This is a genomic window from Gemmatimonadaceae bacterium (genome assembly GCA_036003045.1).
Classification (GTDB): domain Bacteria; phylum Gemmatimonadota; class Gemmatimonadetes; order Gemmatimonadales; family Gemmatimonadaceae; genus JAQBQB01.
In genome coordinates, this window is record DASYSS010000018.1 from 1 (window position 1) to 26,283 (window position 26,283).

Sequence of the window (26,283 nt, forward strand, 5' to 3'; positions counted from 1 at the left end):
AACTACACACCGAACGTCGCCGCCAACCGGCCGGTGCGCGCCGTGTTGAGCAACAGCTTCGGCTTTGGGGGTCACAACGTGACCCTCGCCGTCAAGCGCTTCGAGGAGTAGCGCCGTGCCGTCGCCGGCAGTCTCACTCGACGCGGGGCTGATCAGCGATCCGGCGCTTCGTCCCGTCGCCGCCAAGGTCGAGCGCGGCGAACGGCTGACCGCCGCCGACGGCGTCGCGCTGTTCGACAGCAGCGACCTGCTTGCGATCGGCCACATGGCCGATGCGGTCAACCGCGCGAAGCACGGGGACCGCGTCACCTTCGCGGCCAACCAGCACATCAACCCGACGAACATCTGCATCCTGCGGAAGACGTGCGTCTTCTGCTCGTACGCACGTCTGCCGAAAGAGGAGGGGGCGTACCACTACACGCTCGACCAGGTGTACGCGGAAGCCGCGGCGGCAAACAGTACGCTCACCCGCGAGTTCCACATCGTCGGCGGGTTGGACATGCACGCGGGGCTCGACTACTACGCCGAAATGTTCCGCGGCCTCAAGGAGCGTTTTCCGCACGTCCACATCAAGGCGCTCACGGCGGTCGAGATCGCGCACATCGCGCGCATCAGCAAGCTTGCTATTCGGGACACCTTGATCGCGTTGCGGGAAGCGGGCCTCGACACGATGCCCGGCGGCGGCGCCGAGGTGTTCAGCCCCGGCGTGCGCGCGACCATCGCCGACAAGAAGCTGTCCGGCGAGGAATACATCGCGGTTCACCGCGAAGCGCACTCGCTCGGCATTCGCAGCAACTGCACGATGCTCTACGGCCACGTCGAGACGTACGCCGACCGCATGGCGCATCTCGACATGCTGCGTGAGCTCCAGGACGAGACCGCCGGATTCCTCGCCTACATCCCGCTCGCCTACCACCCGGACAACAACGAGTTGGGCGAGACGCTGCACCGGACCGGTCTGGCGACGAGCGGCTTCGACGATCTCAAGAATCTCGCCGTGGCGCGGCTCTTCCTCGACAACATCGACCACATCAAGTCGCACTGGATCATGGTCACGCCGTTCGTGTCGCAGGCGTCGCTGCACTTCGGCGTCAACGATCTCGAAGGCACGGTGGTGCGCGAGAAGATCTACCACGAAGCCGGCGCGCACACCGCGCAGGCGATGACGCTCGATCAGTTGCTGCGCTTGATTCGCGGCGCGAAGAAGGTGCCCGCCGAGCGCGACTCGTTCTACAACATCATCCGCACGTTCGACGATGGACCGACTGCGACGCCGGCGGCCGCGTGACGACCATGCGAGTGGGCCGGATCCCGTACATCAACTGCTATCCGGTCTACGGCGCCATTGATCGGGGCGTGGTGTCCCTGCAAGGCGAGCTGGTCGACGGCGTGCCCACCGAGCTCAATCGCCAGATGGCCGCCGGCACGCTCGACGTGAGCGTGATCTCGGCCGTCGAGTACGCGCGCGACGCCAAGCGCTATCTGCTGCTGCCGGATCTTTCGATCTGCAGCGACGGGCCGGTGCGGAGCGTCGTGTTGTTCTCCAAGCGGCCCGCTTCTGAGCTCCACGGCCGCCGAGTTCTGGTGAGCCGAAGCTCGATGACGAGCGTCGCGCTGCTCGAGCTCCTCTTCACCAACGTCTGGGACGCGAAACCGGCGTTCGTCCCCAGCGACGCCGAGCTGGCCGATGTTGCCCGGTTCGGCGACGAAGAGCACGACGCCCGTCTGGTCATCGGCGACGCCGCGCTCCACCTCGGGTCGCGTCTGCGGTCGCCCGAGTCGGTCTCCGGCGACAGCCCGCTCAATCAGTACCGCTTCGCCTACGACCTGGGCAGCGAATGGAAGTCGTGGACCGGGCTGCCGTTCGTGTTCGCCGTGTGGGTCGCGCAGCGGACCGCTCCCGTCGACCGCGCGCTGGCGATTCACGCGGGACTGATCGCGTCGCGCGATTGGGGATTGCAGCACCTCGATACGCTCGCCGCGCAGGCCGCGCTCGCCACAGGCGTTCTCAAGCCGGTGTGCGTCGAGTATCTGTCGGGCCTCGATTATGGGCTCTCGTATCAGCACCTGGCTGGACTCACCGAGTTTTTCCGGCGGCTCGTCGCGGCGGGGAAAGTGCCCGACGGCTCGCTCGCGTTTCTTCCGGCGGCCTGACATGCGCGACATGAAGGACGTTCTCGACTTCTACTCGAACGCGTCGCTCATCGAGCTGGGCGCCGAGGCGGACCGCGTGCGGCGCGAGAAGCATCCGCACAACACGGTCACGTACATCGTCGACCGGAACATCAACTACACGAACGTCTGCGTCGCCGACTGCGGCTTCTGCGCATTCTACCGGCGGCCCAAGCACGGGGAAGGGTGGACGCTGTCGTACGAGCAGATCGGCGCCAAGATCGACGAAGCGAAGCAGATGGGTGCGATCCAGATTCTCATGCAGGGCGGGCACAACCCATACATACCATTTGAGTGGTATCTGGACCTGCTCAGGTATATCAAGCGCAATCATCCAATTCACATTCATGGTTTCTCGCCGAGCGAAGTGGACTTCTTCGCCAAGACGTTCCGCATCGAAGCACGAGACGTCATCCGCGAGCTGATGAAGGCGGGGCTCGATTCGATCCCGGGCGGCGGCGGTGAGATTCTCGTGCAGCGCGTGCGCGACCTCGTGGCCAAGAAAAAGGCCGGCGCGGACCGGTGGCTCGAGATCATGGAGCTCGCCCACAACGAAGGCATGAAGACGTCGGTCACCATGATGTACGGTATCGGCGAGACGCTCGCCGAGCGCATCGAGCACCTCGAGCGCGTGCGCGAGGTGCAGTCGCGCACGCACGGCTTCACGGCGTTCATCTGCTGGCCGCTTCAGCCGGAAAACACGCCGACGATGTCGCACATGCCGAAGACCGACGCGATCGAGTATCTCCGCACGGTCGCCATCGCGCGCATCGTGCTCGACAACGTCCCCAATCTCCAGGCCAGCTGGGTCACGATGGGCATGAAGATCGGTCAGACCGCGCTCCGGTTCGGCTGCAACGACTTCGGTTCGCTCATGATCGAGGAAAACGTGGTTTCGGCGGCGAACACCACGCATCGTACAACAACAGAAGAGATCGAGCGCCTCATTCGCGACGCGGGCTTCAACGTCGCGCGCCGCCGTCAGGACTACACGATCCTGCCGATCGAGGCGACGGGCGCGGCGGCGTGAGCGTCGACCCCCGACCGTCGGCTCCGCGCGTCGGAGTCGGCTACGATTCCCACAAGTTCGCGCCGCCAGGACCTCTCATCCTCGGCGGCGTTCCCATTCCCAGCGACGTGCACCTCGAGGGTCATTCCGATGGTGACGCCGCGGCGCACGCGATCACCGATGCGATTCTGGGCGCGGCCGCGGCGGGCGACATCGGCGAGATGTTCTCGGATCGCGACCCGGCGAATACGGGGCGCGATTCGATCGAGATGCTCCGCGCCGCGGTCGAGCGCGTTCGCGCGCTCGGGTGGGTCGTGCATCAAATCGACGTCGCGATCGTCGCGGAAAGGCCGAAGATCGTCTCCCACCGCGAGATGATGCGCGACCGTCTTGCCGCGGCGCTTGGCGTCGGCGCGTCGCAGGTGAGCGTCAAGGGAAAGACCAACGAAGGCATGGGATGGATCGGCCGCGGCGAAGGCATCGCCTGCATAGCGGTTGCGACACTCGTGCCTGTGGCGTCGTGACATCATGCTGGACGAAGGCGCAGTGCTCCGTTTTCAGCTCGACCGCTTCGGCGACTACCTGACGCTCGAGCAGGGAACGTCGCCGCGCACGCTCGAGGCGTATCGGCGCGACACCGAGCGCCTGGTCGCTTACGTGCATACGAAAGGCGGTTCGTCGCCGATGGACGTCACGAGCCGCATCCTCCGCGAGTTCGTGTATCACTTGAAGGACGTCGGCCTTTCGCCGTCGTCGATCCGCCGAAACATCTCGGCGATTCGAACCTACTTTCGTTTTCTGTTGGCCGACGGCGCGGTGGCGCGCGACCCGAGCGAGCGCCTGGAGACGCCAAAGCGGTGGCGCACGCTGCCCGAGGTGCTCACCGTCGCCGAGATCGAGAAGCTGCTCGCGTCGCCGACGCTCGATGATCCGCTGGTGTTTCGCGACCGCGCCATGCTCGAGCTGGCGTACGGCGCGGGGCTGCGGGTATCCGAGTGGATCACGCTCGGCACGAAAGACGTGATGCTCGAGGACAAGCTCGTGCGCGTGTTCGGCAAGGGAAGCAAGGAGCGCCTCGTTCCGATAGGACGCTCGGCCATCGCGGCGGTCGCGACCTACATCCGCGAGCTGCGCCCTCGGCTCGAGGCCAACGGCAAGGGCGGGAAGGGGATCCTCTTTCTCAACGCGCGCGGCGAGCCGCTGACCCGCATGGGCGCGTGGAAGATTCTCCGGCGCTATGTCGACCGGTCCGGAATCGAAAAGACCGTGTCGCCGCACACGCTGCGTCACTCGTTCGCGACGCACCTGCTGGAGGGCGGAGCCGACCTCCGCGCCGTCCAGGAAATGCTCGGCCACGCCGACATCTCGACCACGCAGATCTACACCCACGTGGACCGGGAGTATCTAAGACAGGTCCACCGGCAGTATCATCCACGAGCCTGAGCCGCCGCACTCTCCGCACCCTTTCTCCGCCTTGTCCCAGGTCCCCGCACCCCGCCTCCGCACCCCGCACTCTCCCGCATGATTCTCGTCATCGACAACTACGACTCCTTCACGTACAACCTCGTCCAGTATCTGGGCGAGCTGGGGGCCGACGTCGTCGTGCGCCGCAACGACGCGGTGAGCGTCGACGAGATCGGCACGCTCGCGCCGTCGGCGATCGTGTTGTCGCCGGGGCCGTGCACGCCGAAAGAGGCCGGCGTGTCCGTCGAGGCGATTCGCCGGTGGGGATCTTCGATTCCGATTCTCGGCGTCTGCTTGGGGCACCAGGCGATCGGCGAGGCGTACGGCGGCGAGGTGGTGCTGGCCGACCGCGTGATGCACGGCAAGACGTCGCAGATCTGCCACGACGGAACGGGCGTCTTCGCGGGGCTGCCGTCACCGATGGAAGTCATGCGCTACCACTCGCTCATCGTCGAGCGCACCACGATGCCGGAATCGCTGGAGATCGTTGCCGTCGCGCAGGACGATTCATCCGAGGTGCACGCGGTGAAGCACCGCGAACATCCGGTCTACGGCGTGCAGTTTCATCCGGAGTCGGTGATGACCCCGCACGGCAAAGCCCTCCTCAGGAATTTCCTGGAGCTCGCGCGGTGATCCGCCGCGCCGCTCTGCTCGCCCTGGTAATCTCGGGCGGAGCCGGGCGGGCAGGATCGCAGACGACGGATTCGCTGCGACCGTCGGCCGCGCTCACCGGTTTGCAGGGCATCGGCATGCCGACGTACGAGCGCGTGAGCGGCGTCGGACTTCCCGTGGGCCTCGACATCTCCGTTCCAAGGCTCCGGTTCACCGCGACGCCGCTCGTGACGTACCGATCCCAGCTCGGGGCGGTCGATCCGAGCGTCGAGGGCAGCATCGACTTCCCGCGCGACCTCACGCTCGACTATTCGGCGGTGCGCGGCGTCTTCACGAACGACGCCTGGATTCGAAACGATCTCATCAACGGCTTCGAGTTTCTCGCGTTCGGTCAGGACACGCGCAACTACACGCGTGGAACGCGCGGCGAGCTACGCCTCAACCGCGAGTGGACCGGGCCCGGCTGGCGAGTGAAGCCGGAAATCGGCGGCCGGTTCGAGCACCTCGAGAGCCTCCGCTCCCAGATCGTCGTGAACAGCGCTCCCTTCACGTTCCTCGGCGGCGATTCGATCGGTCGGTTTCGGCCAAATCCTCCGGTACAGGGAGGCGGCATCCAGTCCGCGCTCGCGGGAGTTCACGTCGACTGGGACAGCGCGGCGATCGAGACGCATCTCAAAGTCGGAATCGAGTTGGCGCATCAGTCGTCGACCGCCGTCGGCGCTCCCGTCACGGATCCGCTCTTCGGACAGCTCACGCTCGACGGCAACATCACGTTCCCGACGTTCGGCCGGCAGACTCTCCACGTGTACGCGCACGTCGTCGCCACGAGCGGCGGCGAGACGCCGCGACAGCGTTGGGCATTCCTCGGGGGCCCGGGTACGCTGCCGACGATCGATCTCCTCTCGCTGGGCGGCGACCAACTCGTGTACATCGACGCCCACTACGCGATCCCGATCCGGCGTTGGACGATCCGCGGCCTCGGCGCCCCGCTGTTCGAGCTCCGCGAGGCGTTCGGTGGGGCGGCGTTCCAGGAATTCCCCGAGCTCGAGCAGCTGAGCGGCGTGCGCCTGGCGCTCAGCTATCTGTACGCCGAGTGGCTCGTGGATCCGGTCCGCCGCACGTCGAAGTTTTCCGCGGGGTTTTCCCTGTTCTAGGCGGCGAGGTCCGATCCGCCAAAACCGGCTACGGTGCCGACTGAAGACAAGGGAAACACAGATGCCGCTTTCAAAATCTGCGGCATCCGCGTTGAGCTTTGGTCGCCGCCGACAGCCGCTCGCCCGCCGCGAGGATCTCGGCTCGCGCCGGCGGTTTCCTCCGATTCCGGCTTCAACTACATTTAGGGACGTGATCGTTGCGGCCGTGGGCGCGCATCCCGCCGTCCCTCTTCCCCCCGAGCGCCGCGCATGAGGGCGCTCGCCGTGATCCCAGCCAGACTGGGTGCGACGCGCCTCCCCCGAAAACCGCTGAGACTTCTCGCCGGACTTCCACTGGTCGTCCGCGTTTGGCAGCGCGTGACCGAGATCGGCGTCGCGGATCGCGTCGTCATCGCGACCGACAGCGATGAGGTGGCCAAGGCCTCACGCGAGCACGGCGCCGAGGTGGTCCTGACGCGCGCTTCGCACCCGTCCGGCACCGACCGCGTGGCTGAGGTCGCGGCGCGACCCGAGTTTCGGGATTTCAGCGTGATCATCAACGTGCAGGGCGACGAGCCTTTCGTCTCGACGCAAGCTGTGGCCGGCGCCGCCCGGCTCGTGAGCGGCGCTCGCTTTGCTCTCGCCACGGCAGCCGTCCTCGCGCCGAGCGACATCCTGGACAATCCGCACGTCGTCAAAGTCGTCGCCGACGACCAGGGCCGTGCGATGTATTTTTCGCGGGCGCCGATTCCGTTTCTGCTGAACGATCGTGACGCGGAAACGCAGCGGACCCACGTGTGGCAGCACATCGGTGTGTACGCGTACTCGGCCGACGCACTTCGCCGGTGGGTCGCGTTGCCGGTGAATCCCTTGGAGCAAATCGAGCGGCTCGAGCAGCTTCGGCCGTTGGCCGCCGGACTGCCGATGGGCGTGGCGTTGATCGACGAGCCCGTCCGGCCGGGAATAGATACGGAGCAGGACTTGGAACTCGCGAACGAACACTGGTCGGCCTTCACCACCGGGTGACATCCTCATGCAGCTAGTCCCACCTCGCGCCGGCCAAGGCTCGGCGACCACAAAGTACATCTTTGTCACCGGCGGTGTGGTCTCGTCGCTGGGGAAGGGGATTGCCGCGGCATCGCTCGGCCGGCTGCTCGTCGAACGGGGCCTCCGCGTGTCGATGCTGAAGTTCGATCCGTACCTCAACGTCGATCCGGGCACGATGTCGCCGTTCCAACACGGCGAGGTGTTCGTCACCGACGACGGCGCCGAGACGGACCTCGATCTGGGTCACTATGAACGGTTCATAGATCGCGCGCTCTCACAAGCAAACAACATCACCACGGGGCGCATCTACCTGAACGTCATCACCAAGGAACGCCGCGGCGAATTCCTCGGCGCGACGGTGCAGGTGATTCCACACATCACCGACGAGATCAAAGCGGCCATCCGGCGCCTGGCGCCCGAGACCGACGTCGTGATCGTCGAGGTCGGCGGCACGGTCGGCGACATCGAATCGCTGCCGTTCCTCGAGGCGATTCGTCAGTTCCGCCACGACGTGGGTCGCGAGAACGCGCTCTTCATTCACCTGACGCTGGTGCCGTTCATCGCCGCGGCGGGTGAGCTCAAGACCAAGCCGACGCAACACTCCGTGCGCGAGTTGATGCAGATCGGAATTCAGCCGGACGTGCTCATCGTGCGTACGGACCGGCCCATCTCCGACGACATCAAGCGCAAGATCGCCCTCTTCTGCAACGTGGAATTCGGCGCCGTCGTCGAATCGCCCGACGTCCGCACGATCTACGAGATCCCGCTCCGTTTCCACGAGCAGGGCCTGGACGACAAGGTCGTGCAGAAGCTCGGCCTCGAGCTCCCCGAACCGCCGCTCGCCGCCTGGCGGGAGCTCGTGCAACGCGTGCTCTCGCCGCACGAGCGCGTGCGCATCGCGGTCGTCGGCAAGTACACCGACTACGCCGACAGCTACAAGAGCGTCCAGGAGGCGCTCATCCACGGCGGCATCGCGAACGACGTCGGCGTCGACGTGCAGTGGATGTCGAGCGAGGCGGCCGCATCGCCCGAGCGCGCGGCGCAGATCCTCAAGAACGTGGACGGGCTGCTCGTTCCAGGCGGCTTCGGCGTGCGGGGGGTCGAGGGCATGGTCGAAGCAATTCGGTCTGCACGGGAAACCGGGCTGCCGTTCTTCGGCATCTGCCTCGGAATGCAGACGGCGATCATCGAGTTCGCGCGCAACGTGTGCGGGCTCGACGACAGCCATTCGTCGGAGTTCGCGCCCGAATGCGACAACCCGGTCATTTCGCTCATGGAATCGCAGCAGCACGTGACGGACATGGGCGGCACCATGCGCCTCGGGGCCTACCCTTGCAGGCTGGCGCGCGGCTCACACGTCGCCGAGATCTATGGACAGCCGGAAGTGAGCGAGCGCCATCGCCACCGTTACGAGGTCTCGAACAAATACCGCGATCTATTCGTGCAGCACGGGATGAAGCTCAGCGGGCTTTCGCCCGATGGTCAGCTCGTCGAGATCGTCGAGCTGACGACGCATCCGTGGTACGTCGGGTGCCAGTTCCACCCGGAGCTTCAGTCGCGCCCCACGCGCCCGCATCCGTTGTTCGCCGGCTTCATCGCCGCGGCCGTGAAGGCGAAGCACACGCGCCGGCAGGGACGCGAAAGCTCGTCGTTCGTCGAGGCGGCCGACTGACGTGGCGACGCACTTCCGGCGGGATGCGCTCTTTCTCATTGCCGGACCGTGCGTCCTCGAATCCGATGCGCTGAACCTGCGCGTCGGTGAGCACCTCGCGCGTTTGGCCGAGCGCGTGCCGGGCGGCGTCGTCTACAAGGCGAGCTTCGACAAGGCCAATCGATCGAACGCGGGCGCGCATCGTGGGCCGGGGTTGGACGAAGGCCTCGCCGCGCTCGACCGCGTTCGGTCCGCCACCGGCCTGCCGATTCTCACCGACGTGCATTTGCCTGAGCAGTGCATGCCCGCGGCTGAAGTTGCCGATGTCCTCCAGATTCCCGCGTTCCTCTGCCGGCAGACCGACCTCCTGGTCGCCGCCGGTGAAACGGGTCGCGCGGTGAACGTGAAGAAGGGGCAGTGGATGCATCCGGAAGGCATGCGCGGCGCCGTCGACAAAGTACGCGGCGACGCCGGCCGTCCGAGAAAACCCGAAGTCGCGGTCACCGAGCGAGGAACGTTCTTCGGCTACGGTGATCTCGTCGTCGACATGCGCGGATTCGCGCGCATGCGCGCGGCGTGCGACTGCCCAGTGATCTTCGACGCGACCCACAGCGTACAACAGCCGGGCCGCGGCGAGGGCGGTGCCAGCGGAGGCGCTCGCGAATTCATTCCGCCGCTCGCGCTCGCGGCCGCCGCCGCCGGCGCCGACGGATTGTTCATGGAAACTCATCCCGACCCCGACAACGCCCCGAGCGACGGGCCGAACATGATTCCGCTCTCGTCGCTCGATGCGCTGGTCGACCGGGTGGTGGACATCTGGAACCGGGCACGCCGATGATCGACCCCGTCTTCGCGCGCTCCATCAAGCTCGTCGGCTTCGACATCGACGGCGTGATGACCGACGGCGGCATCTACCTCGGCGACGTGGACGGCCGGCGCCTCGAGTTCAAGCGCTACGACATCCAGGACGGACTTGGCGTCTCGCTGCTGCGCCGCGCCGAGGTGCGCGTCGCGATCGTCACCGGGCGCATCTCGGAGAGCGTTACGCTTCGCGCGCGTGAGCTGGCCGTCGACGACGTGGTGCAGGGGCCCGACGGCCACAAACTGGGCGGCTTTCTCGCGATCCTCGAGCGGCATTCGATACGACCAGAAGAATGCGCGTTCGTCGGCGACGATTTTCCGGATTTGCCGATGCTGCGAATGGTCGGGTTGCCGGTGTGCGTCGGCAACGCCGTCGCCGAAGTGCGTCGCGAAAGCCGCGTCCACCTCACGAGCCACGGCGGACGCGGCGCGGTGCGGGAATTCTGTGAGCTGTTGCTCAAGGCGCGGGGCGCCTGGGATGCGGCGTGGCAGGGCTACGTCGCTGAACGTTCGTCGACCATGTCGACGGCGGCGGCCGAGCGATGAACGACGGCGAGATCGTCGAGCGTGGAAAGCGAGTCGTGCGGATGGAGCGCGACGCGCTGTCCGCTCTCGAGGGGCGGCTCGGCGACGAGTTTGCGTGCGCGGTCCGGCTCATCGCGGAGTCCCCCGGGCGGGTCGTCGTGGCGGGCGTCGGCAAGTCGGGGCTGATAGGCCACAAGATTGCCGCCACCCTCACCTCCACGGGCACGCCGGCCAGTTTCCTTCACCCCGTGGACAGCGTCCATGGTGATCTCGGGATCGTCAGCCGAAACGACGTGGCCATCCTGATCTCGAAGAGCGGCGAGTCGGACGAGCTCCTGGGCCTGTTGAGCCATTTGAAGGCCTTCGGGGTACGAACGATCGCCATCACCGGGGACCCGGCATCGGCACTCGCCAGGAACTCGGATGTGTCGCTCGACGCGGCGGTCGGCGAGGAAGCGTGCCCACACGACCTTGCCCCCACGACGAGCACCACGGCGGCGCTTGCCTTGGGCGACGCGCTCGCCGTCGCCTTATTGCAGGAGAAGGGATTCAAGCGCGAGGACTTCGCCCGGCTGCATCCGGGCGGCGCCCTCGGCCGACAGCTCGTGGTTCGAGTCGAGGAAATAATGCTGCGTGAGGATTTGCCGGTCGTGCGCTCTTCAGACACCGTGAGTGTCGCCTTCGACGTGGTGGCACGTCAGCGGGGTATCGCCATCGCGTGCGATGACAATGGTCGCGTCCAGGGGTTGGTCACGGCGGGCGATATGAGTCGCTTCGTCGCCGCTCGCGGCGATCTGCACGATACGCCTGTAGACACCGTCATGACTCGTGCTCCCCAAGTCGCGCACCTCGGTGAATTGGCGAGCGCGGTCGCGTACCGAATGGAGCAGTTCGGAATCATGGCCACACCGGTGCTCGACGACGGCGAGCGGCTCGTCGGCGTCGTCCATCTTCACGACCTCATGCGGGCCAGGGTCGCGTGAGACAACTCGCGATTTGCGCCGCATTCGTCCTCGCCGTCCTCGGCGCCGACGCTTGCAACAGCGCCAAGCAGCCGCCGGTCACCGGCGGCCCGTCCGTCGCCGATAGCGCCGATCAGGTCCTCTTCGACATGAACTTCCTCCTCACGACGAACGGAGTCCAGCGCGGCGACGTCACCGCCGACACGGCGTTCGTCCTCGAGGAGAGCACGCGGTTCGACTTGCGGCGGGCGCACGTCAAGTTCACGAGCGAGACCGGCGCGCCCGAGGGAACGATGGAGGCGAAGCGCGGAGTCTACAGCACGCGCACGCAGATTCTCGAAGGGTGGGGCGACGTGTTGATCAAACTCGTCGACGGGCGCACGCTGCGTTCGCCGCACGTGGTCTACAACCAGGTCTCGCACGTCATCTCGAGCGATACGAACTACACGCTCACGCGCGGCGAGGACACCCAATCCGGAATCGGCTTCACGTCCACCCAAGCGCCCGGCGCGAAGATGACGACGCAGAGCGGCTTCACATCGTTCCGTTGTTTGCGCAGCTGTACCGGCAGTTCGTCGGTGCTGATCCCAGAGCGATGATTGGTCGTGCGCGGCTCGTCGGCTTGGTGTTGCTCGCCGCGACCGCGCGGGTCGCGGCGGCGCAACAGCCCGCGCCCTCGCGGGCGCCGACGCCGACGCGGTGCAAATTCAGGAGCGATCGCCTCGCGAGCGACAGCGTGCCCGGCGTCGGACAGGTGACGTTCTGGGGCGGCAACGTCGAAATTGACTGCCCGCAGCGGAACATCGTCCTTCACGGCGACAGCGCGGAGTCATACCCCGACCACTCGCAGCTCGTCGGCCACGCCTCCGCTGACGAGCCGCGGTTTCACGTCACGGCCGACTTTCTCAACTACTTCCCGACCGACGAACGCGTCGTCGCGGCGGGAAACGTGAACGCGAAGACCACGAGCGGCTCGACCCTCGTCGGACCGCAGGCCGAGTACAAGCGTCTCGTGCCGCGGATCCGAACGAAGGAGGAGATGAACGCCATCGCGCGGCCGACGATCACGATCATTCAGCGCGATTCGACCGGCAAACTGGCGCCGCCCCTCACCGTGATCTCCGATCACGTGCACATGGTCGGCGACAGCCTGGTCTACGGCGGCGGCCACGTCATCATCACGCGCCCCGCCGACAACCTGAAGGACACGGCGCTCACGGCGACCGGTGACTCGGCCTTCATTGACCAGGGCAAGGAATCGATGCGCCTGATGCGGAATCCGAAGGTCGTCGGCAAGCGCGACCATCCGTTCACGCTGACGGGCACGTTGATCGACATGTTCTCGACGAACAAGAAGTTGACGCGCGTCATTTCGCGCGCCAACGCCAAGGCCGTGTCGGACTCCATGACGCTCACGTCCGACACGATCGATCTTCGTGTGCGGAACGATCTGCTCGACCACGCCTACGCCTGGAGCGCCGTGAACCGGGCGAAGGTCGTGTCGCCAAGCCAGAACATGATCGCCGATTCGCTCGACGTGACCATGCCGGCGCAGCAGATGCAGCTCGTTCGTGCGTTTCGAAAAGCATTCGCGCAGGGCAGGCCGGACACGACGAAGTACAAGGTCACGCCGCCCGACACCACCGACTGGCTGCGCGGCGACACCATCGTCGCGCACTTCGATACGACGGCGCGCTCCCCCAAGGACACGTCCAAGACGCCGCGCATCCAGCAACTCGTCGCGCGCGGCAACGCCAGCTCGCTGTACCACCTCGCACCCAGCGATTCGACCGAACATCGCGCCTCGCTCAACTACGTCACCGCGCGCGACATCACCGTCGCGTTCAACGACTCGAACAAAGTCGCCACAGTGACTACGGTCGATTCCGTGAGCGGCATCTTCATCGAGGCGAAGCCGGACACCACGGCGCGCCGCAGGACGAACGCGGCGACGACGTCGAAGACGGCCGGATCCACGTCCTCGAAGACGCCGGCGAAGACCCCCGCGACCCCGGCCAAGCCGCCGCCGAAGCCGCCCGACAATTCACCGTTCGACAGCGGGGCGCTCGATCGTCCACCGCGAGATCACCTGTGACCGTACCGCCCGCCGCCCCGCCGCCGGAGAATCCGACTGGCACGCCGCCGTCCGGCGTCCGCGCCCTCGCCGACCAACTCGCGAAGGGCGACCGCTCCATCGCGCTCGCGCTCCACGCGCTGATCAGCGTCGCCGACGCGACCGGCCTGGCGAACGTCGACGCGGTGATCAGGGCGTATCGCGAGGATCACCTCGCGGCGCTCCGTGCCGCCGGACACGACGCCGAGCGCGAGGCGGGACGCCTCAGCCTCGACGAAGTGCGGCAGCATCTCGCGAAATCGGTCTTCCCTCGTCTCGCCGCCGACGGTGTCGTGGCCCCGCCGCTCGGCGGGTTCGAGCGCGCGCCCGAGGTCTGGTTCTCCGAGCGCGCGTGGCGCGACATCGTCGTGGCTCGCGACGCGCTGGCCGTCACGCTCCGGCAGACCGGCGAGCACGCCGGCGTAACGGACACTCGGGTGGCCACGCCGGTCCGCGCCGCTCCCGCCGTGGGAGGCAGTGTCCTCGAGGCGCATGGGCTCGTCAAGTCATATAGACGAAGACGCGTGGTCAACGACGTGGCCCTCCGATTGCAACAGGGGGAGATTGTTGGACTGTTGGGGCCGAATGGCGCGGGGAAGACGACGACCTTCTACATGATCGTCGGCCTCATCGAGCCGCTTGCCGGACGAATCGTTTTGGACGGCGCCGACATTACGTCGATGCCGATGTACAAGCGGGCGCGGCAGGGAATCGGCTATCTGTCGCAAGAGCCGTCGATTTTTCGCAAGCTGTCGGTCGAGGACAACATCCTGGCGATTCTCGAGACGCTCGGTCTGCCGGCGAACGAACGACGCAGTCGGCTCGAGACGCTGCTCGACGAGCTCAGTATCAAGCACCTGCGCAACAACAAGGCGTTCTCGCTGTCCGGCGGCGAACGGCGGCGGCTGGAGATCACGCGTGCGCTCGTCACGCAGCCGAAGTTCATGATGCTGGACGAGCCGTTCGCGGGCGTCGATCCAATCGCTGTGCACGACATCCAGCAGATCGTCGGCAACCTGCGGCATCGAGGGATCGGCGTCCTGATCAGCGATCATAATGTCGAACAAACCTTGGACATCGTCGATCGGGCATACATCATGTTTGATGGGCAGGTGAAGGTCTCGGGAACCGTTCGCGAGCTCGTGTTCGACGACACGGTTGCCGACATTTATCTTGGTCCCACGCTCACGGCGCGTCTGCGCGCGCGGTTCGCCGCCGCCAACGACTCGGCGCCCGCGGCATAACCCAGACTCATGAAAGCTGGCCTTTCTCAGAGCACGCAGCTCAGGCAGGAACTCAAGATCAACCCTCGCCTGTATCAGGCGATGGATCTGCTGTACATGCCGTTGCTGGACCTGCAGCAACACCTCAAGCAGGAGCTGCTGAACAATCCCTTCCTCGACATGGTCGAGCTCGAGGAAGAGGAGGGCGAGGAAGAGGACGAGACGCCGGAACCAGAGGCGGCCACCGAACAAAAGGACAGCAGCGACGAGATCGACTGGGAGGAGATCCTCCTCGACGGGTTCGACACCGGCGGCCGGCGCGAAGAGCACGAAGAGCGCGAGTACTACGAGCCCGTCACCGTCGACACGCGCGACCTCTCGGACCACCTCGCCGATCAGATCACACTGCTCGACCTCACGCCGCGCCAGCAGCTCCTCGCCGACGAATTCATCGGCAATATCAACGAAGACGGCTATCTCGCGTGCCCGCTCGACGACCTGCTCGTGGCCGTCAACGACACGATTCTCAAGGCCGCCGAGGCGACCGAGCGCGACACCGAAGACCTGCCGCTCTACACGATCGAGGAAGTCGAGGACATGCTGCGCACGGTGCAGACCCTCGACCCGCCCGGTGTCGGCGCGCGCGACCTGCGCGAATGCCTCATGCTCCAGCTCCGCGAGGCGGGGCTCGAGCAGTCGGTCCCGTTCCGCCTCGTCCGCGACTGCTTCGACGAGTTGATCAACCACCGGTGGAGCGAGATCTCCAAACGGTTCGGCATCAGCCCGGGCGACGTCCAGCGCGCGGCCGACGAGATCAAGAAGCTCGACCCCAAGCCCGGCCTCGTCTACTCGAGCGCCAGCGACAACTACATCATCCCCGATCTCATCGTCGAGAAGATCGACGGGCGCTACCACGTCTTCCTCAACGACGCGAACCTGCCGCGCCTCAAGCTGAGCCGCGCCTACCAGGAGATCGCGCGCGACAAGAAGAAGTTCGAGGGTGAGAACAAGGAGTTCATCTCCAACAAGCTCAACTCGGCGAACTGGATGATCCAGGCGATCGAGCAGCGCCGCCAGACGATGCTCAAGGTGATGAACTACATCGTCGACCGGCAGCGCGACTTCTTCGAGAAGGGCGTGCAGTACCTCAAGCCGCTCACGCTCCGCGAAGTCGCCGAAGTCATCAACATGCACGAGTCGACGGTCAGCCGCGTGACGAACGAAAAGTTCGTCCAGACGCCGCGCGGCGTGCTCCCGCTCAAGTTCTTCTTCTCGTCGGGCTTGTCGACGACCGCCGGCGAAGACGTCTCGGCGCGCGGCATCAAGGCGCAGATCGAGAAGCTGGTCGGCGAGGAGGATCCCAAGCATCCGCTCACCGACCAGGCCATCGTGAACATCCTCAAGGAGGGCGGGGTACAGATCGCCCGCCGCACGGTGGCGAAGTACCGCGACCAACTCGGAGTCCTGTCCGCAAGAATGCGAAAGAGGGTATGACCTCAACGATCGGGGCGCCGATGAACCCGTCCGCGGGCAGCAGCCTCGATGCGCAGCGACGACTTCGCGCCGGGGGAGGGGACTCGGTCGACGTCTCCGTGCTCGTCCCCGCGAAAGACGAAGCCGAGAACCTGCCGCTCTTCATGGCGCAGGCAGCCGAGGCGTTCGCAGTGTCGCCCCACAGCTACGAGGTCGTCGTCATCGACGACGGCAGCGTCGATCGGACATGGGCCGTGCTCCAGGGGTTGGCGGAGCAATATCCGTTTCTCCGGCTTCAGCGCCATCGAACGCGCCGCGGCATCGCCGACGCGCTGCGCACGGGGTATCTCGCCGCGCGCGGCGACGTGCTCGTCTTCTATCCGGCCGACTTGCAGTTCAAGCCGGAAGACATCCCCCGGCTCGTCACGCCGATTTTCGCCGGCGAGTCCGACATGGTCACGGGATTCAAGGAAGGACACTACGACAAGGCGTTCGTCTCCAACATCTACAACCGACTCAGCCGATCGCTGTTCAACGTTCCGGTCAAGGACCTGAACTCGGTCAAGGCGTATCGCCGCGAAGTGATGGACAGCCTGCCGACGCGTCCCGATTGGCATCGCTACATGGTGGTCATGGCGGCGGCGCAGGGTTTCATGATTTCCGAAATCCCCGTTCCGCTCTATCCGCGACACGCCGGGAAGTCGAAGTTCGCGACGTGGCATCGTATCCCCGTTGGCGTGCTCGACATGCTCGCGGTGTGGTTCGAGCTCCGCTTCAGCCAGAAGCCGCTGCTCCTTTTCGGTATGCTCGGGGCGGCGCTGTTCGCGGCGAGTACGCTGTTCGGCCTCATCGCGCTCGTCTTCGTGCGCACGCTCGCCATTCGACCGCTGTGGACCGTGATTCAGACGTGCCTGATCCTCGGCAGCGTCTTCTTCGCCACGGGGCTGATCGGTGAGCAGATCGCGGGGCAGCGCGCGCAGCTTCGCGAATTGCAGCGCCAGATCGACGCAATGGACGCCGCGCGCGACCGGCGCTGACGCATGAGAGTTCTCTTTCTCACGCACTCGTTCCCCCGGCAACGCGGCGACCCGCCGGGCTCGTTCGTGCTCCGGCTCGCGTCGGCGTTGCGCGGCGAGGGGTTCGACACGCGCGTCGTCGCGCCGGCCGCGCCGGGCTATCCCGAACACGCGACGCTCGACGACGTGCCGGTGGACCGCTTCCACTACGCTCCGCGCCGCTTCGAGACGCTCGCCTACACCGGCACGATGGCATCGCAGGTTCAGGCGTCGTGGAGCGCGCGGTTCACGCTCCTCGGATTCCTCGGCGCCGAATTTCGGTCGGCCGTTCGCGCGCGCCGCGAATTCAAGCCCGATGTCGTCCACGCGCACTGGTGGTTCCCGAACGGGCTCGTGGGAACGTGGCTCGGCCGGCTCGCGAACAAACCGCTCGTGACGACGCTCCACGGAAGCGACGTGCGCCTCGCACGGTCGGTCGCGCTCGCGCGCCCGGCGTTCCGCCACGTGCTGCATCGCTCGGCCGCCGTCACCGCCGTATCGCGATGGCTCGCGTCGGAAGTCCAGGAAGTGATCTCGGCGCCGGCTCCCGTCGTCGCGCCGATGCCAGTGGCGACCGAGCTCTTTTCCCCGGACGGCGTCGCTTCCCGCGGGAACCGCCTGCTGTTCGTCGGACGGCTCAACAAGCAGAAGGGAATCGAGCTCCTGCTTCACGTGATGACGAAGCTGGCGGACCCGTCGATGGGCCTCGACGTCGTCGGCGACGGCGAGGATCGAGAGCGGTTGCTCCAGCTCGCCGCCGGCCTTGGACTCGACACTCGTGTGACCTGGCATGGCGCCGTTCCGCAGGACAAACTCGCCGCGTTTTACCGACGGGCGGTCGCCCTCGTCGTTCCGTCGATAGAAGAGGGGCTCGGTCTCGTCGCGGTCGAAGCCCAGCTGTGCGGTACACCGGTCGTCGCGTTCGCGTCGGGTGGACTCACCGACGTCGTGCAGGACGATCGCACTGGGATTCTCGTCCCCGATGTGGACGCGGCGGCTCTCGCGGCGGCGATCACGTCGTTGCTCTCCCGCGACGACCGTGGCGCGTCGCTCGGCGCCGCTGGACGCATGCATGCCCTCGCCACCTTTGCCCCAGAGTCGGTTGCCCGACGCTACGCCGACGTCTACAAGTCCGCCATCGCCGCCTCGCCGCGATAAGCCTCGTCGCGACAAGCGCTGGCTGGCGGTGCAGGTGGTGGCGACGATCGTCGTCGCCTGGTTCGTCGGCAAGGCGCTCGTCGAGCAGTGGCACGACGTCACCCGCCAACCGCTCGAGCTCCACCCGAATTGGCTGATCATCGCCGCGTCGGCGCTCGTCGTCCTCGGCGCGTACGCGGTACTGATCGAGGCGTGGCGACGCATTCTCGTCGCTTGGAACACGTCGCTCGCCTTCTGGCCGGCAGTGCGCATCATGAGCGTTTCGAGATTGGGGCTCTATGTGCCGGGCCGCATCTGGCAGATGACCGCCATGTCCACCATGGCCGAGCGCGAAGGAGTGAAGTGGCAGGCGGCCGTCGGCTCATCGGTGCTGAACACCATCGTGAACATCGCGATGGGCTTCCTGGTCGCCCTCGTCGCCGGATGGCGCTCGTTCGACAAGATCTCTCAGGGAAGAACGGGCTTGGGCGTGACGTTGCTTGCCGTCGTTCTCGGCGCCGTGTTGCTCTTGCCGAGCGCGCTGCCGCTCATCCTGAGCGCGGCGCGAAGGCTGACAAAGAAGGATGTTCCGGACGTGACCCTTCCGCACCGAGCGGTGTATCTCGCCATCGGCGCGAACATCGCGGCGTGGTTGCTGTACGGCGCGGCGTTCCAGCTGTTCGTTCGCGGTGTGACGGGGAGTGCGCCGGGTTCGTACGCCGACTACGTCACCGCTTTCGCCTGGCCGTACCTCGTCGGTTATCTTGCGCTCGTCGTTCCGGGCGGACTCGGCGTTCGCGAGGGGATGTTGGCCGTTACGCTCGGAGCGCTCAACCTGGCGACACCGGCGACGGCAGTAGTCATCGCCGTCAGCTCGCGTCTTTGGCTGTCACTGCTGGAGGTCGTCCCGGGTCTTCTGTTTCTGAGGCGCACCGGCGGATCACGTTCTCGAGCACAACCGACCTGAATGGCCACGGCCTCCACGCAAGCCACTCGCACTCGTAGCTCGGCACCTCCGCCACCGCCGTCGCGCTCCGCGCCGCCGGCGTCGGCGGCGCTCCCGGCGCCGCGCTTCGCCACCGCGTGGGCAGCGCTCGTCTACATCGTCGCGTCGATGCTGCTCGCGTATCCGGCTCTGTCGGGTCAATTCCTCATCAATACGCGCAGCGACCAGTACAAGGCCGGCTACGCGTTCCGCGAGTTTGCCGCCAACTGGATCCGCTCCGGCCACGGCTTCCCGCAGTGGAATCCGTACCTCCTCGGTGGAATGCCGTATGTCGCCGCGATGCACGGCGACATTTTCTATCCCACGTTCCTCCTGCGCATGGTGATGCCCACCGACCGCGCGATGACGTGGGAGTTCGTGATTCACCTGGTGCTCGCGGGACTCTTTACATACCAGTTCTTGCGCGCGTGGAACGTTTCCTTCTACGCGGCGCTGATCGGCGGACTGGCGTACATGGTGAGCGGCCCCATCGCCGGGTACGCGTCGCCGGGGCACGACGGAAAGCTCTTCGTGAGCGCGCTGCTGCCGCTCGCGTTGCTCCTCGTCACGCGGGGCATGCGCGACGGGAAGCATTGGGCGTGGGGCGCCCTCGCCGTGACGGTAGGCCTCGCCGTGCTGAGCCCACATCCGCAATTGCTCCAGTACTTCTTGCTCACGTCGGGCGCGTTCGCGTTGTATCTGGCCTTTGCCGATACGGGCGCCGGGAAGCCGGATCGAGCCGTCGTGATTCGGCGGCTTGCGTTTGCGGGCGGGGCGGTGCTGCTCGGGTTGGCGATCGGCGCGATTCAGTTCTGGCCGGTGAAGGAGTACGTCCCGTGGTCGCCGCGCGGCGGCGGACGAGGCTACGAGTTCGCGACGTCGTTCTCGATGCCGATCGAAGAACTGATCAACACGATCATTCCTCAGTTCAGCGGCATCCTGGACCACTACTGGGGCCGCAACGGCATTCATTTCCACAGCGAGTACGCCGGCGCCGCCGCAATTTTTCTGGCGACGGCTGCGATCGGAGCGGGGACGCGCGTGTCGTTCCGCCGATTCTGGGGCGGCGCCCTCGTCGTGTCGATCCTCTGGGCACTCGGCGGCTTCACGCCGTTTTACCGGCTCGTCTACGCGATCGTACCGGGCACGCACTATTTCCGCGCGCCGAGCACGATGATGTACGTCGGCATGTTCGCCGTCGCGGTGTTCGCGGGACTCGGCGCTGATCGGATTCTTTCGTATCGAACCAGCACGCGTTTCGCCATTGGATGGATCGTCGCCGCCGTCGTGATCGGAGCCATCGGCGCGACGGGCGGATTCACTTCACTCGGCCACGTCGTCGCATCGACCTTCCCGACGGGATTTCCGCCGCGCGACCAGGCCATCGACGCGAATGCACCGGAGGTGGCCTTCGGATCGCTGAGGTCCGCACTGGTACTCATCCTCGTCGCGGGAGTGTGCTGGGCGCTGGCGACCAAACGCATCGGGGCGAAAGTCGCGGCGATCGCATTTCTCGTCCTCGTCGGTCTCGATCTTTGGTCGATCGAACGCGTCTACTGGCAGTTCGACGCACCGGCCTCGAAGCTGTACGCGTCGGATCCCGCGATCGACAGCGTGCGGGCAGCCAAGGAACCTGGACGCGTGGTGGCCCTCGACGCGACGGGAGCCGGCTACGAGGTCGGCGATCCCGCGTTCGTCGGCGACGCCTTGATGTCGCACGACATCCGCACGCTGATCGGCTATCACGGCAACGAGCTCAATCGGTACGAGAAGCTGCTCGACAAGATGGAGCCCGACGCCCGCTACCCAGACGACCAACAAATCAATCCCGCGATCTGGCGCCATGAGAACGTCCAGTATCTGTACACGACGCTGCCGGAGTCTGTCATGGCGCGCGCGCAGGCACAGTTGCATTGGTCCGAAGCGCCGAGGAAGATCGTTGGTCCGGTGGCCGACGCCGTGGGGACACCGGTCTACCTCTATCGGCTTCCCGGCGACAATCCTGCCGCGTGGGTCGCGAGCGCAGTTGTGAAGGCGACCGACGAGCAGGCGCTGGCCACAGTCCGCGATCAGCGGTTCGATCCGACGCGGGCCGCTCTGGTCGACCCCTCGGTCGATCCCAACGCGACGTCGCCGACGTCGCCCCCTCCGCCCGCACCTCAGAGGGCCGCAACGACGCGATTCGAACCCGGCGCGATCGACGTGCAGCTCGACACGCCCGCCACGGCGGGGCAGGCTCTCGTCGTATCAGAGAACTACTATCCCGGCTGGCGCGCCGTGGTGGATGGGAAGGCGGTCAGTCCCCTGCGAATGAACTACAATCTGATCGGGGTGCCTCTCCCGGCGGGCGCCCGTTCGATACAGCTCCGTTTCACGGATGCCGCTTACGAAACGGGAAAGGCGGTGACCATTGTGGCACTTCTGGCGGCATTGATCGTCTGGATTGGAGGTGGGGTCGTCGACCGAAAGGCGGCAGTCCCCACCGGGGCCTGACACGGAACTAGTTTGTGCCCGGCGCTCGACCCGAATCCCGCTGGCGAAGCAGTCGGTGGAAACGAGGTCGGGACTACCCAAGGGGACACTCCAAATGGCGTCACACGCCGTCCGATCACACACCGTGCGAAATCGTCTGTTCCTCCCGACCATCGCCGCGCTCGCATTCGCCGGCGCCTGCGGATCCACCGAGCCGAAAGTCGACGTCACGCCGGCGACCATCACCGGCACGCCGACCGACACGATCCGAGCGACGGTTGGCTCCACGGTCGTGACGCCGTTGACAGTCGTCGTGAAGAACAAGGCGGGGAGTCCGATCGACAGCGCGCTCGTCACATTCGCCATCACGGGCGGCGGTGGAACCGTGAGCTCGGCCAGCGTTCGAACCGACGTGAATGGGCAGGCGATCACGACGTGGACGCTCGGGCCGACGGCCGGCGTGCAGAGCGCCAGCGCGACGGCGACCGGTCTCACGGCCGTCAGCTTCGTCGCGCTCGCCGCACCCGGCGCGGCGTCAGCCGTCACCAAGGCGGGCGGCGACGCGCAGTCAGCGGTTGCCGGCGCCAATGTCCCCGTCGCGCCGTCGGTGAAGGTGGCCGACGCTTTCGGCAATCCGCTCCCCAACATTCTCGTGACCTTCGCCGTCGCCAGCGGCGGCGGCTCGGTGACGGGTGCGCTCGCGAACACGAACGCGTCGGGTATCGCGACGATTGGCTCTTGGAAGTTGGGCGGCGCAATCGGCGCGAATTCGCTCACCGCGACGGTGGCCTCGCTGCCGGCGGTGACGTTCACCGCCACCGGCACGGTGGGTTCCGCGTCGCAGGTGAATATCACCAACACCGCGCCCACGCTCGCCACGGGGCAGACGTTCAAGCTCACGGCGCAGGCGCTCGACGCGAACAACAATCCGGTCCCCAACGCGACCATCACCTGGTCGAGCAGTAACACGGCCGTGGCCACGATCGACGCGGGTGGCACGGTGACCGCGGTGGCGTCCGGCAACACGACCATTACCGCCGCCTCCGGGACGGGCACTGGGACGCAGGTCGTCAGCGTCATCGGCCACCCGGCGGGCGTCATCGTCGGCGCCGCGTCGCTGGGCGGCTTCATGAAGAGCCTCGCCGTCGGAAAGACGACGGCATACGCGGGCGTCTTTACGGGGAACGCCGTTGGCTCGGTCACCCTCGCGACCGCGACAGCTGGCGCAGCCACCATCCCGGTCGGCGGCAACGTCGTCGACGTGGCGGTCGGCGGGTCCACCATCGTGGCGGTCACCGGCGCCCCAACGCCGACTTTGGTCCTGATCGACGCCGGGACGCAGGCGGTCACGCAGACGATCGACATGGGCGGCATCAACCCGTTCCACGTGGCGATCACGTCGGACGGCAAGAAGATCTTCGTCGATCGCGCGGACTTCAGCCTGGTCACGATCGACGCCGCGTCGGGCGCCATCACCTCGACGATCAGCGTTCCGGGCATCGGCAACGCGATGAAGATGGCCGCTGGTGACTCGCTGCTCTACATCGGCACCGCGCTCGGCACGGTCTTCGAAATCGATGCCCGCACCAGCCAAGTCAAACGCACGCTGCGCCCGACGTCGGTCGTGAGCGATCTCGCGGTCTCGCGCGACGGAAAGACCCTCTACACGATCGACGGCTCTTCTAACGATGTGACCATGACCGCGCTCGCGGGCGGTGGATTGAGCGGCACAGTCACGTTCGCCGCGATACCCCAGGGCGTCGCCATTTCTCCGGACAATCAGGCCCTGTGGGTCTCGCTCAACGGGTCAGTGTTCAACGCGCCGTTCCAGGACGGAACGTTCTCGACTGACTTGGTGTCGAGCAACATTCCGATCCCGGGCCCCGGCGCGCCGAACCTGATCGTGATGAGTCCTCTGGGCGACTTCGTGGTCACGATCGACGGGTCCTCGAACAAGATTTACGTGCTGAAATAGTGTGCTAGAATTGGAGCGTGGAAAGAAATCCCGCCGAGCGCTCCGGCGACAACGAGGGCGCGCTCAGCATTGAGCGCGCCCTCGTCATCGTCCCGACATACAACGAGTGCGAGAACATCGCGCGGCTCACGGAGCGCGTGCTTTCACAGGATCCTCGCCTCGAAATCCTCGTCGTCGACGACGGGTCGCCGGATGGCACCGCCGCGATCGTCCAGGGGATCATGGAGCGCGATTCGCGCGTCCACATTCTCTGCCGCCCGAGAAAGATGGGGCTCGGCACGGCCTACATCGCGGGCTTCCGCTGGGCGCTGGAGCAGGGCTACGACTGCGTCTTCGAGATGGACGCGGACTTTTCCCACGACCCCAACCATCTTCCGGAGTTTCTGACGGCGGTTCGCGACGCAGACCTCGTGCTCGGTTCGCGATATCGCGACGGCAAGGTGACGGTCGTGAACTGGCCGATCTCGCGGCTGCTGCTCAGCTACTTCGCGAACGTGTACGCGCGCTTCGTGACCGGATTGAACCTCTGGGACGCCACCGGCGGCTTCAAGTGTTTTCGCCGAGCAGTTCTTGAAGCCATTGATCTGTCGCAGGTTAAATCAAACGGCTACGCATTTCAGATCGAGATGAGCTTCCGCGCCACCAAGCGCGGATTTCGCATTGTCGAGATACCGATCGTCTTCGTGGACCGCACCGAGGGTCAGAGCAAGATGTCGAAGTCGATCGTACGCGAGGCGATCTGGATGGTCTGGCGGCTCAGGTGGTGGGCCATACGCGGAAAGCTGTGATCGATTCAGACGACGGGGCTCGAACCAACCGGGCGTTGGAGGGCGGCGAGCCGTTCTACAAGATGAGCGGGTCCGGGAACGACTTCGTCGTCATCGACGCGCGAGGCGTGGGCCCGGGCCCGCTCGAGGATCCTCGGGCGATCCGACGCATCTGCGCCCGCGGCACCGGTGTCGGAGCCGACGGGATCGTGTTCTTGGAGCCATCGACACGGGCGTCCATACGCCTCACGTATCTCAACGCCGACGGCTCCCGCGCCGCCTTCTGCGGCAATGCCACCCTGTGCGGGACTCGCCTCGGCTTCGAGCTCGGGATGGCCAGGAACGGGGCTCTGTCGATCGAGACCGACGAGGGCGTCGTGCAGGCCAGGATGCGTGGCTCGGACCCCGAGATCGACTTGGAGCCCGTTGTGGACGTCCGCGCGACGGTGGATGGCATTCCGCTATCGGTCGGCGAGGCGCGTCTGGGGTTCGCTTTGGTCGGCGTTCCGCACGCCGTCATACGATGCGCCGATTCGCGCACGGTCGACGTTGTCGGCCGAGGCCGCCCCTTGAGGTCAGACGATGCCTTTCCCCAGGGCGCCAACGTGAACTTCGTGTCCGAGGCCGCCTCCGGCTCGGGCGGCTGGGCGATGCGAACCTACGAGCGAGGCGTGGAGGCTGAGACGCTCGCCTGTGGCAGCGGGGCGGTGGCGGTGGCGATCCTCCTGGCGACCTGGGCCGAGGCCGATCCGAATGCGCCGATCCGAATCCAGTCCCGATCCGGCCTGCCGCTGTCGATCCGCCTCAAGCGCTCGGGCGATCGCTGGCTGCCGAGCCTGTCTGGCGAGGGCCGGATCGTCTTCCGGGGAGCCCTTGGCGAGCTCTGAATCCGTGGAGAACAGGACTTCTCCACAGTTTTCCACCGGCGGTGGTTGACATAATACATCTTACAAGAACTTCGGCCGATCTGGCAGGCGACAGTAACACTTTGTCATGCAACTCTGGCGACAGTGATACTACGACGTCGCGACCCAGTCAAGCCAGGGAGACGTGGGTCCGCCCTGATTTGAGGACACAGACGGCGAGGAATGCGAACGATGTCGCTGCCGACTAGCGCGATGCTGGCGTCATGCTGCTCGCCCCGTCGCGTCTCCGCGCACCCCGTGGGGGACGAATGAAGCCCCTTGCGATTGACCTGTTCTGCGGCCTTGGCGGCTGGACGGAAGGGCTCTTGGCCGAAGGGTGGGACGTGATCGGCTTCGACATCGAGCAGCACGTCTATGGCGAGCATCGCTATCCCGCGCAACTCGTGTTACAGGACGTGCTCACGATTCACGGGGCGCAGTTCAAGGACGCTGATCTCATCGTCGCCTCGCCGCCGTGCCAGGAGTACAGCTATATGGCGATGCCGTGGAGTCGGGCGAAGCAGATCGCGCGGGCGCTGCGAGGTCAGGGCGACTTCCCGGAGCGGTATACGGGCTCGCGGACGGTTGAGGATTTGACGGCGCTATTCAGGGCGTGCTTTCGCATCCAGCGCGAAGCGTGCGAAGCGTCGGGACGGTTCATCCCATTGGTGGTAGAGAACGTCAACGGTGCCCGCCCGTGGGTCGGCGAAGCGCCATGGCGCTACGGCTCCTACTTCCTCTG

General features: G+C 66.1%; 24 protein-coding genes. All 24 read left to right on the plus strand.

All coding sequences use genetic code 11. The annotated features are described in order from the left end of the window. Positions 1-115 precede the first annotated feature (115 nt). Positions 116-1,288 carry an aminofutalosine synthase MqnE gene (gene mqnE / locus VGQ44_03510; GenBank protein ID HEV8445854.1) on the plus strand — a complete coding sequence of 391 codons (1,173 nt, stop codon included), beginning with the start codon at positions 116-118 and terminating at the stop codon, positions 1,286-1,288. A gap of 5 nt (positions 1,289-1,293) precedes the next feature. Continuing rightward, complete coding sequence (locus VGQ44_03515; protein ID HEV8445855.1) at positions 1,294-2,154, plus strand: menaquinone biosynthesis protein; 861 nt, start codon at positions 1,294-1,296, stop codon at positions 2,152-2,154. Position 2,155: 1 nt separating this feature from the next. Then, a complete protein-coding gene (gene mqnC / locus VGQ44_03520; GenBank protein HEV8445856.1) occupies positions 2,156-3,202 on the plus strand; it encodes a cyclic dehypoxanthinyl futalosine synthase in 1,047 nt (348 codons plus the stop codon). Beyond that, on the plus strand, positions 3,199-3,705 hold the full coding sequence (gene ispF / locus VGQ44_03525) for a 2-C-methyl-D-erythritol 2,4-cyclodiphosphate synthase (GenBank protein ID HEV8445857.1): 507 nt from the start codon (positions 3,199-3,201) through the stop codon (positions 3,703-3,705). The genes mqnC and ispF overlap by 4 nt, the downstream gene beginning before the upstream one ends. 22 nt (positions 3,706-3,727) lie before the next feature. Beyond that, positions 3,728-4,624 carry a site-specific tyrosine recombinase XerD gene (gene xerD, locus VGQ44_03530; GenBank protein ID HEV8445858.1) on the plus strand — a complete coding sequence of 299 codons (897 nt, stop codon included), beginning with the start codon at positions 3,728-3,730 and terminating at the stop codon, positions 4,622-4,624. A 78-nt stretch (positions 4,625-4,702) separates the two neighbouring features. Further along, positions 4,703-5,278 carry an aminodeoxychorismate/anthranilate synthase component II gene (locus tag VGQ44_03535; GenBank protein ID HEV8445859.1) on the plus strand — a complete coding sequence of 192 codons (576 nt, stop codon included), beginning with the start codon at positions 4,703-4,705 and terminating at the stop codon, positions 5,276-5,278. Further along, a complete protein-coding gene (locus VGQ44_03540) occupies positions 5,275-6,411 on the plus strand; it encodes a hypothetical protein (GenBank protein HEV8445860.1) in 1,137 nt (378 codons plus the stop codon). The genes VGQ44_03535 and VGQ44_03540 overlap by 4 nt, the downstream gene beginning before the upstream one ends. Positions 6,412-6,660: 249 nt before the next feature. Further along, a complete protein-coding gene (gene kdsB, locus VGQ44_03545) occupies positions 6,661-7,416 on the plus strand; it encodes a 3-deoxy-manno-octulosonate cytidylyltransferase (GenBank protein HEV8445861.1) in 756 nt (251 codons plus the stop codon). 7 nt (positions 7,417-7,423) lie between these two features. Next, positions 7,424-9,109 carry a CTP synthase gene (locus tag VGQ44_03550; protein ID HEV8445862.1) on the plus strand — a complete coding sequence of 562 codons (1,686 nt, stop codon included), beginning with the start codon at positions 7,424-7,426 and terminating at the stop codon, positions 9,107-9,109. Position 9,110: 1 nt separating this feature from the next. Then, positions 9,111-9,926 carry a 3-deoxy-8-phosphooctulonate synthase gene (gene kdsA / locus VGQ44_03555; GenBank protein HEV8445863.1) on the plus strand — a complete coding sequence of 272 codons (816 nt, stop codon included), beginning with the start codon at positions 9,111-9,113 and terminating at the stop codon, positions 9,924-9,926. Beyond that, entirely contained in the window at positions 9,923-10,495 is a 573-nt protein-coding gene (locus VGQ44_03560) for an HAD family hydrolase (GenBank protein HEV8445864.1), read from the plus strand. Before kdsA ends, VGQ44_03560 begins: the two co-directional genes overlap by 4 nt. Continuing rightward, positions 10,492-11,457: a KpsF/GutQ family sugar-phosphate isomerase gene (locus VGQ44_03565; GenBank protein HEV8445865.1), complete on the plus strand. Its 966-nt coding sequence runs from the start codon at positions 10,492-10,494 to the stop codon at positions 11,455-11,457. The genes VGQ44_03560 and VGQ44_03565 overlap by 4 nt, the downstream gene beginning before the upstream one ends. Further along, positions 11,454-12,035, plus strand: coding sequence for an LPS export ABC transporter periplasmic protein LptC (gene lptC / locus VGQ44_03570; GenBank protein ID HEV8445866.1), 582 nt, complete (start codon positions 11,454-11,456; stop codon positions 12,033-12,035). Before VGQ44_03565 ends, lptC begins: the two co-directional genes overlap by 4 nt. Next, complete coding sequence (locus VGQ44_03575; GenBank protein ID HEV8445867.1) at positions 12,032-13,531, plus strand: hypothetical protein; 1,500 nt, start codon at positions 12,032-12,034, stop codon at positions 13,529-13,531. Before lptC ends, VGQ44_03575 begins: the two co-directional genes overlap by 4 nt. Further along, positions 13,528-14,793, plus strand: a complete 1,266-nt coding sequence (gene lptB / locus VGQ44_03580) for an LPS export ABC transporter ATP-binding protein (GenBank protein HEV8445868.1) — start codon at positions 13,528-13,530, stop codon at positions 14,791-14,793. Before VGQ44_03575 ends, lptB begins: the two co-directional genes overlap by 4 nt. A 9-nt stretch (positions 14,794-14,802) precedes the next feature. After that, entirely contained in the window at positions 14,803-16,266 is a 1,464-nt protein-coding gene (gene rpoN / locus VGQ44_03585; GenBank protein ID HEV8445869.1) for an RNA polymerase factor sigma-54, read from the plus strand. Continuing rightward, positions 16,263-17,282, plus strand: coding sequence for a glycosyltransferase family 2 protein (locus tag VGQ44_03590; GenBank protein ID HEV8445870.1), 1,020 nt, complete (start codon positions 16,263-16,265; stop codon positions 17,280-17,282). Before rpoN ends, VGQ44_03590 begins: the two co-directional genes overlap by 4 nt. Before the next feature lie 3 nt (positions 17,283-17,285). After that, a complete protein-coding gene (locus VGQ44_03595) occupies positions 17,286-18,458 on the plus strand; it encodes a glycosyltransferase (protein ID HEV8445871.1) in 1,173 nt (390 codons plus the stop codon). A gap of 37 nt (positions 18,459-18,495) precedes the next feature. Beyond that, positions 18,496-19,404: a lysylphosphatidylglycerol synthase domain-containing protein gene (locus VGQ44_03600; protein ID HEV8445872.1), complete on the plus strand. Its 909-nt coding sequence runs from the start codon at positions 18,496-18,498 to the stop codon at positions 19,402-19,404. Next, complete coding sequence (locus tag VGQ44_03605) at positions 19,405-21,915, plus strand: YfhO family protein (GenBank protein HEV8445873.1); 2,511 nt, start codon at positions 19,405-19,407, stop codon at positions 21,913-21,915. Positions 21,916-22,009: 94 nt separating this feature from the next. Next, positions 22,010-23,869 (plus strand): Ig-like domain-containing protein, encoded by a 1,860-nt coding sequence (locus VGQ44_03610; GenBank protein HEV8445874.1) that lies wholly within the window; start codon positions 22,010-22,012, stop codon positions 23,867-23,869. Positions 23,870-23,886: 17 nt separating this feature from the next. Further along, positions 23,887-24,657, plus strand: coding sequence for a polyprenol monophosphomannose synthase (locus tag VGQ44_03615; protein HEV8445875.1), 771 nt, complete (start codon positions 23,887-23,889; stop codon positions 24,655-24,657). Next, a complete protein-coding gene (gene dapF, locus VGQ44_03620; GenBank protein ID HEV8445876.1) occupies positions 24,654-25,523 on the plus strand; it encodes a diaminopimelate epimerase in 870 nt (289 codons plus the stop codon). Before VGQ44_03615 ends, dapF begins: the two co-directional genes overlap by 4 nt. Before the next feature lie 287 nt (positions 25,524-25,810). Further along, positions 25,811-26,283: DNA cytosine methyltransferase (locus tag VGQ44_03625; protein ID HEV8445877.1), on the plus strand; the 473-nt coding region annotated here is incomplete at its 3' end.

Excerpts from the sequence above, each read along its gene's own strand:
- kdsB (HEV8445861.1), top strand. The coding sequence starts at position 6,661 with ATGAGGGCGCTCGCCGTGATCCCAGCCAGACTGGGTGCGACGCGCCTC.
- VGQ44_03595 (HEV8445871.1), top strand. The coding sequence starts at position 17,286 with ATGAGAGTTCTCTTTCTCACGCACTCGTTCCCCCGGCAACGCGGCGAC.
- VGQ44_03565 (HEV8445865.1), top strand. The coding sequence starts at position 10,492 with ATGAACGACGGCGAGATCGTCGAGCGTGGAAAGCGAGTCGTGCGGATG.
- rpoN (HEV8445869.1), top strand. The coding sequence starts at position 14,803 with ATGAAAGCTGGCCTTTCTCAGAGCACGCAGCTCAGGCAGGAACTCAAG.
- VGQ44_03535 (HEV8445859.1), top strand. The coding sequence starts at position 4,703 with ATGATTCTCGTCATCGACAACTACGACTCCTTCACGTACAACCTCGTC.
- VGQ44_03590 (HEV8445870.1), top strand. The coding sequence starts at position 16,263 with ATGACCTCAACGATCGGGGCGCCGATGAACCCGTCCGCGGGCAGCAGC.
- VGQ44_03515 (HEV8445855.1), top strand. The coding sequence starts at position 1,294 with ATGCGAGTGGGCCGGATCCCGTACATCAACTGCTATCCGGTCTACGGC.
- VGQ44_03610 (HEV8445874.1), top strand. The coding sequence starts at position 22,010 with ATGGCGTCACACGCCGTCCGATCACACACCGTGCGAAATCGTCTGTTC.
- VGQ44_03560 (HEV8445864.1), top strand. The coding sequence starts at position 9,923 with ATGATCGACCCCGTCTTCGCGCGCTCCATCAAGCTCGTCGGCTTCGAC.
- VGQ44_03550 (HEV8445862.1), top strand. The coding sequence starts at position 7,424 with ATGCAGCTAGTCCCACCTCGCGCCGGCCAAGGCTCGGCGACCACAAAG.
- mqnC (HEV8445856.1), top strand. The coding sequence starts at position 2,156 with ATGCGCGACATGAAGGACGTTCTCGACTTCTACTCGAACGCGTCGCTC.
- VGQ44_03605 (HEV8445873.1), top strand. The coding sequence starts at position 19,405 with ATGGCCACGGCCTCCACGCAAGCCACTCGCACTCGTAGCTCGGCACCT.
- VGQ44_03575 (HEV8445867.1), top strand. The coding sequence starts at position 12,032 with ATGATTGGTCGTGCGCGGCTCGTCGGCTTGGTGTTGCTCGCCGCGACC.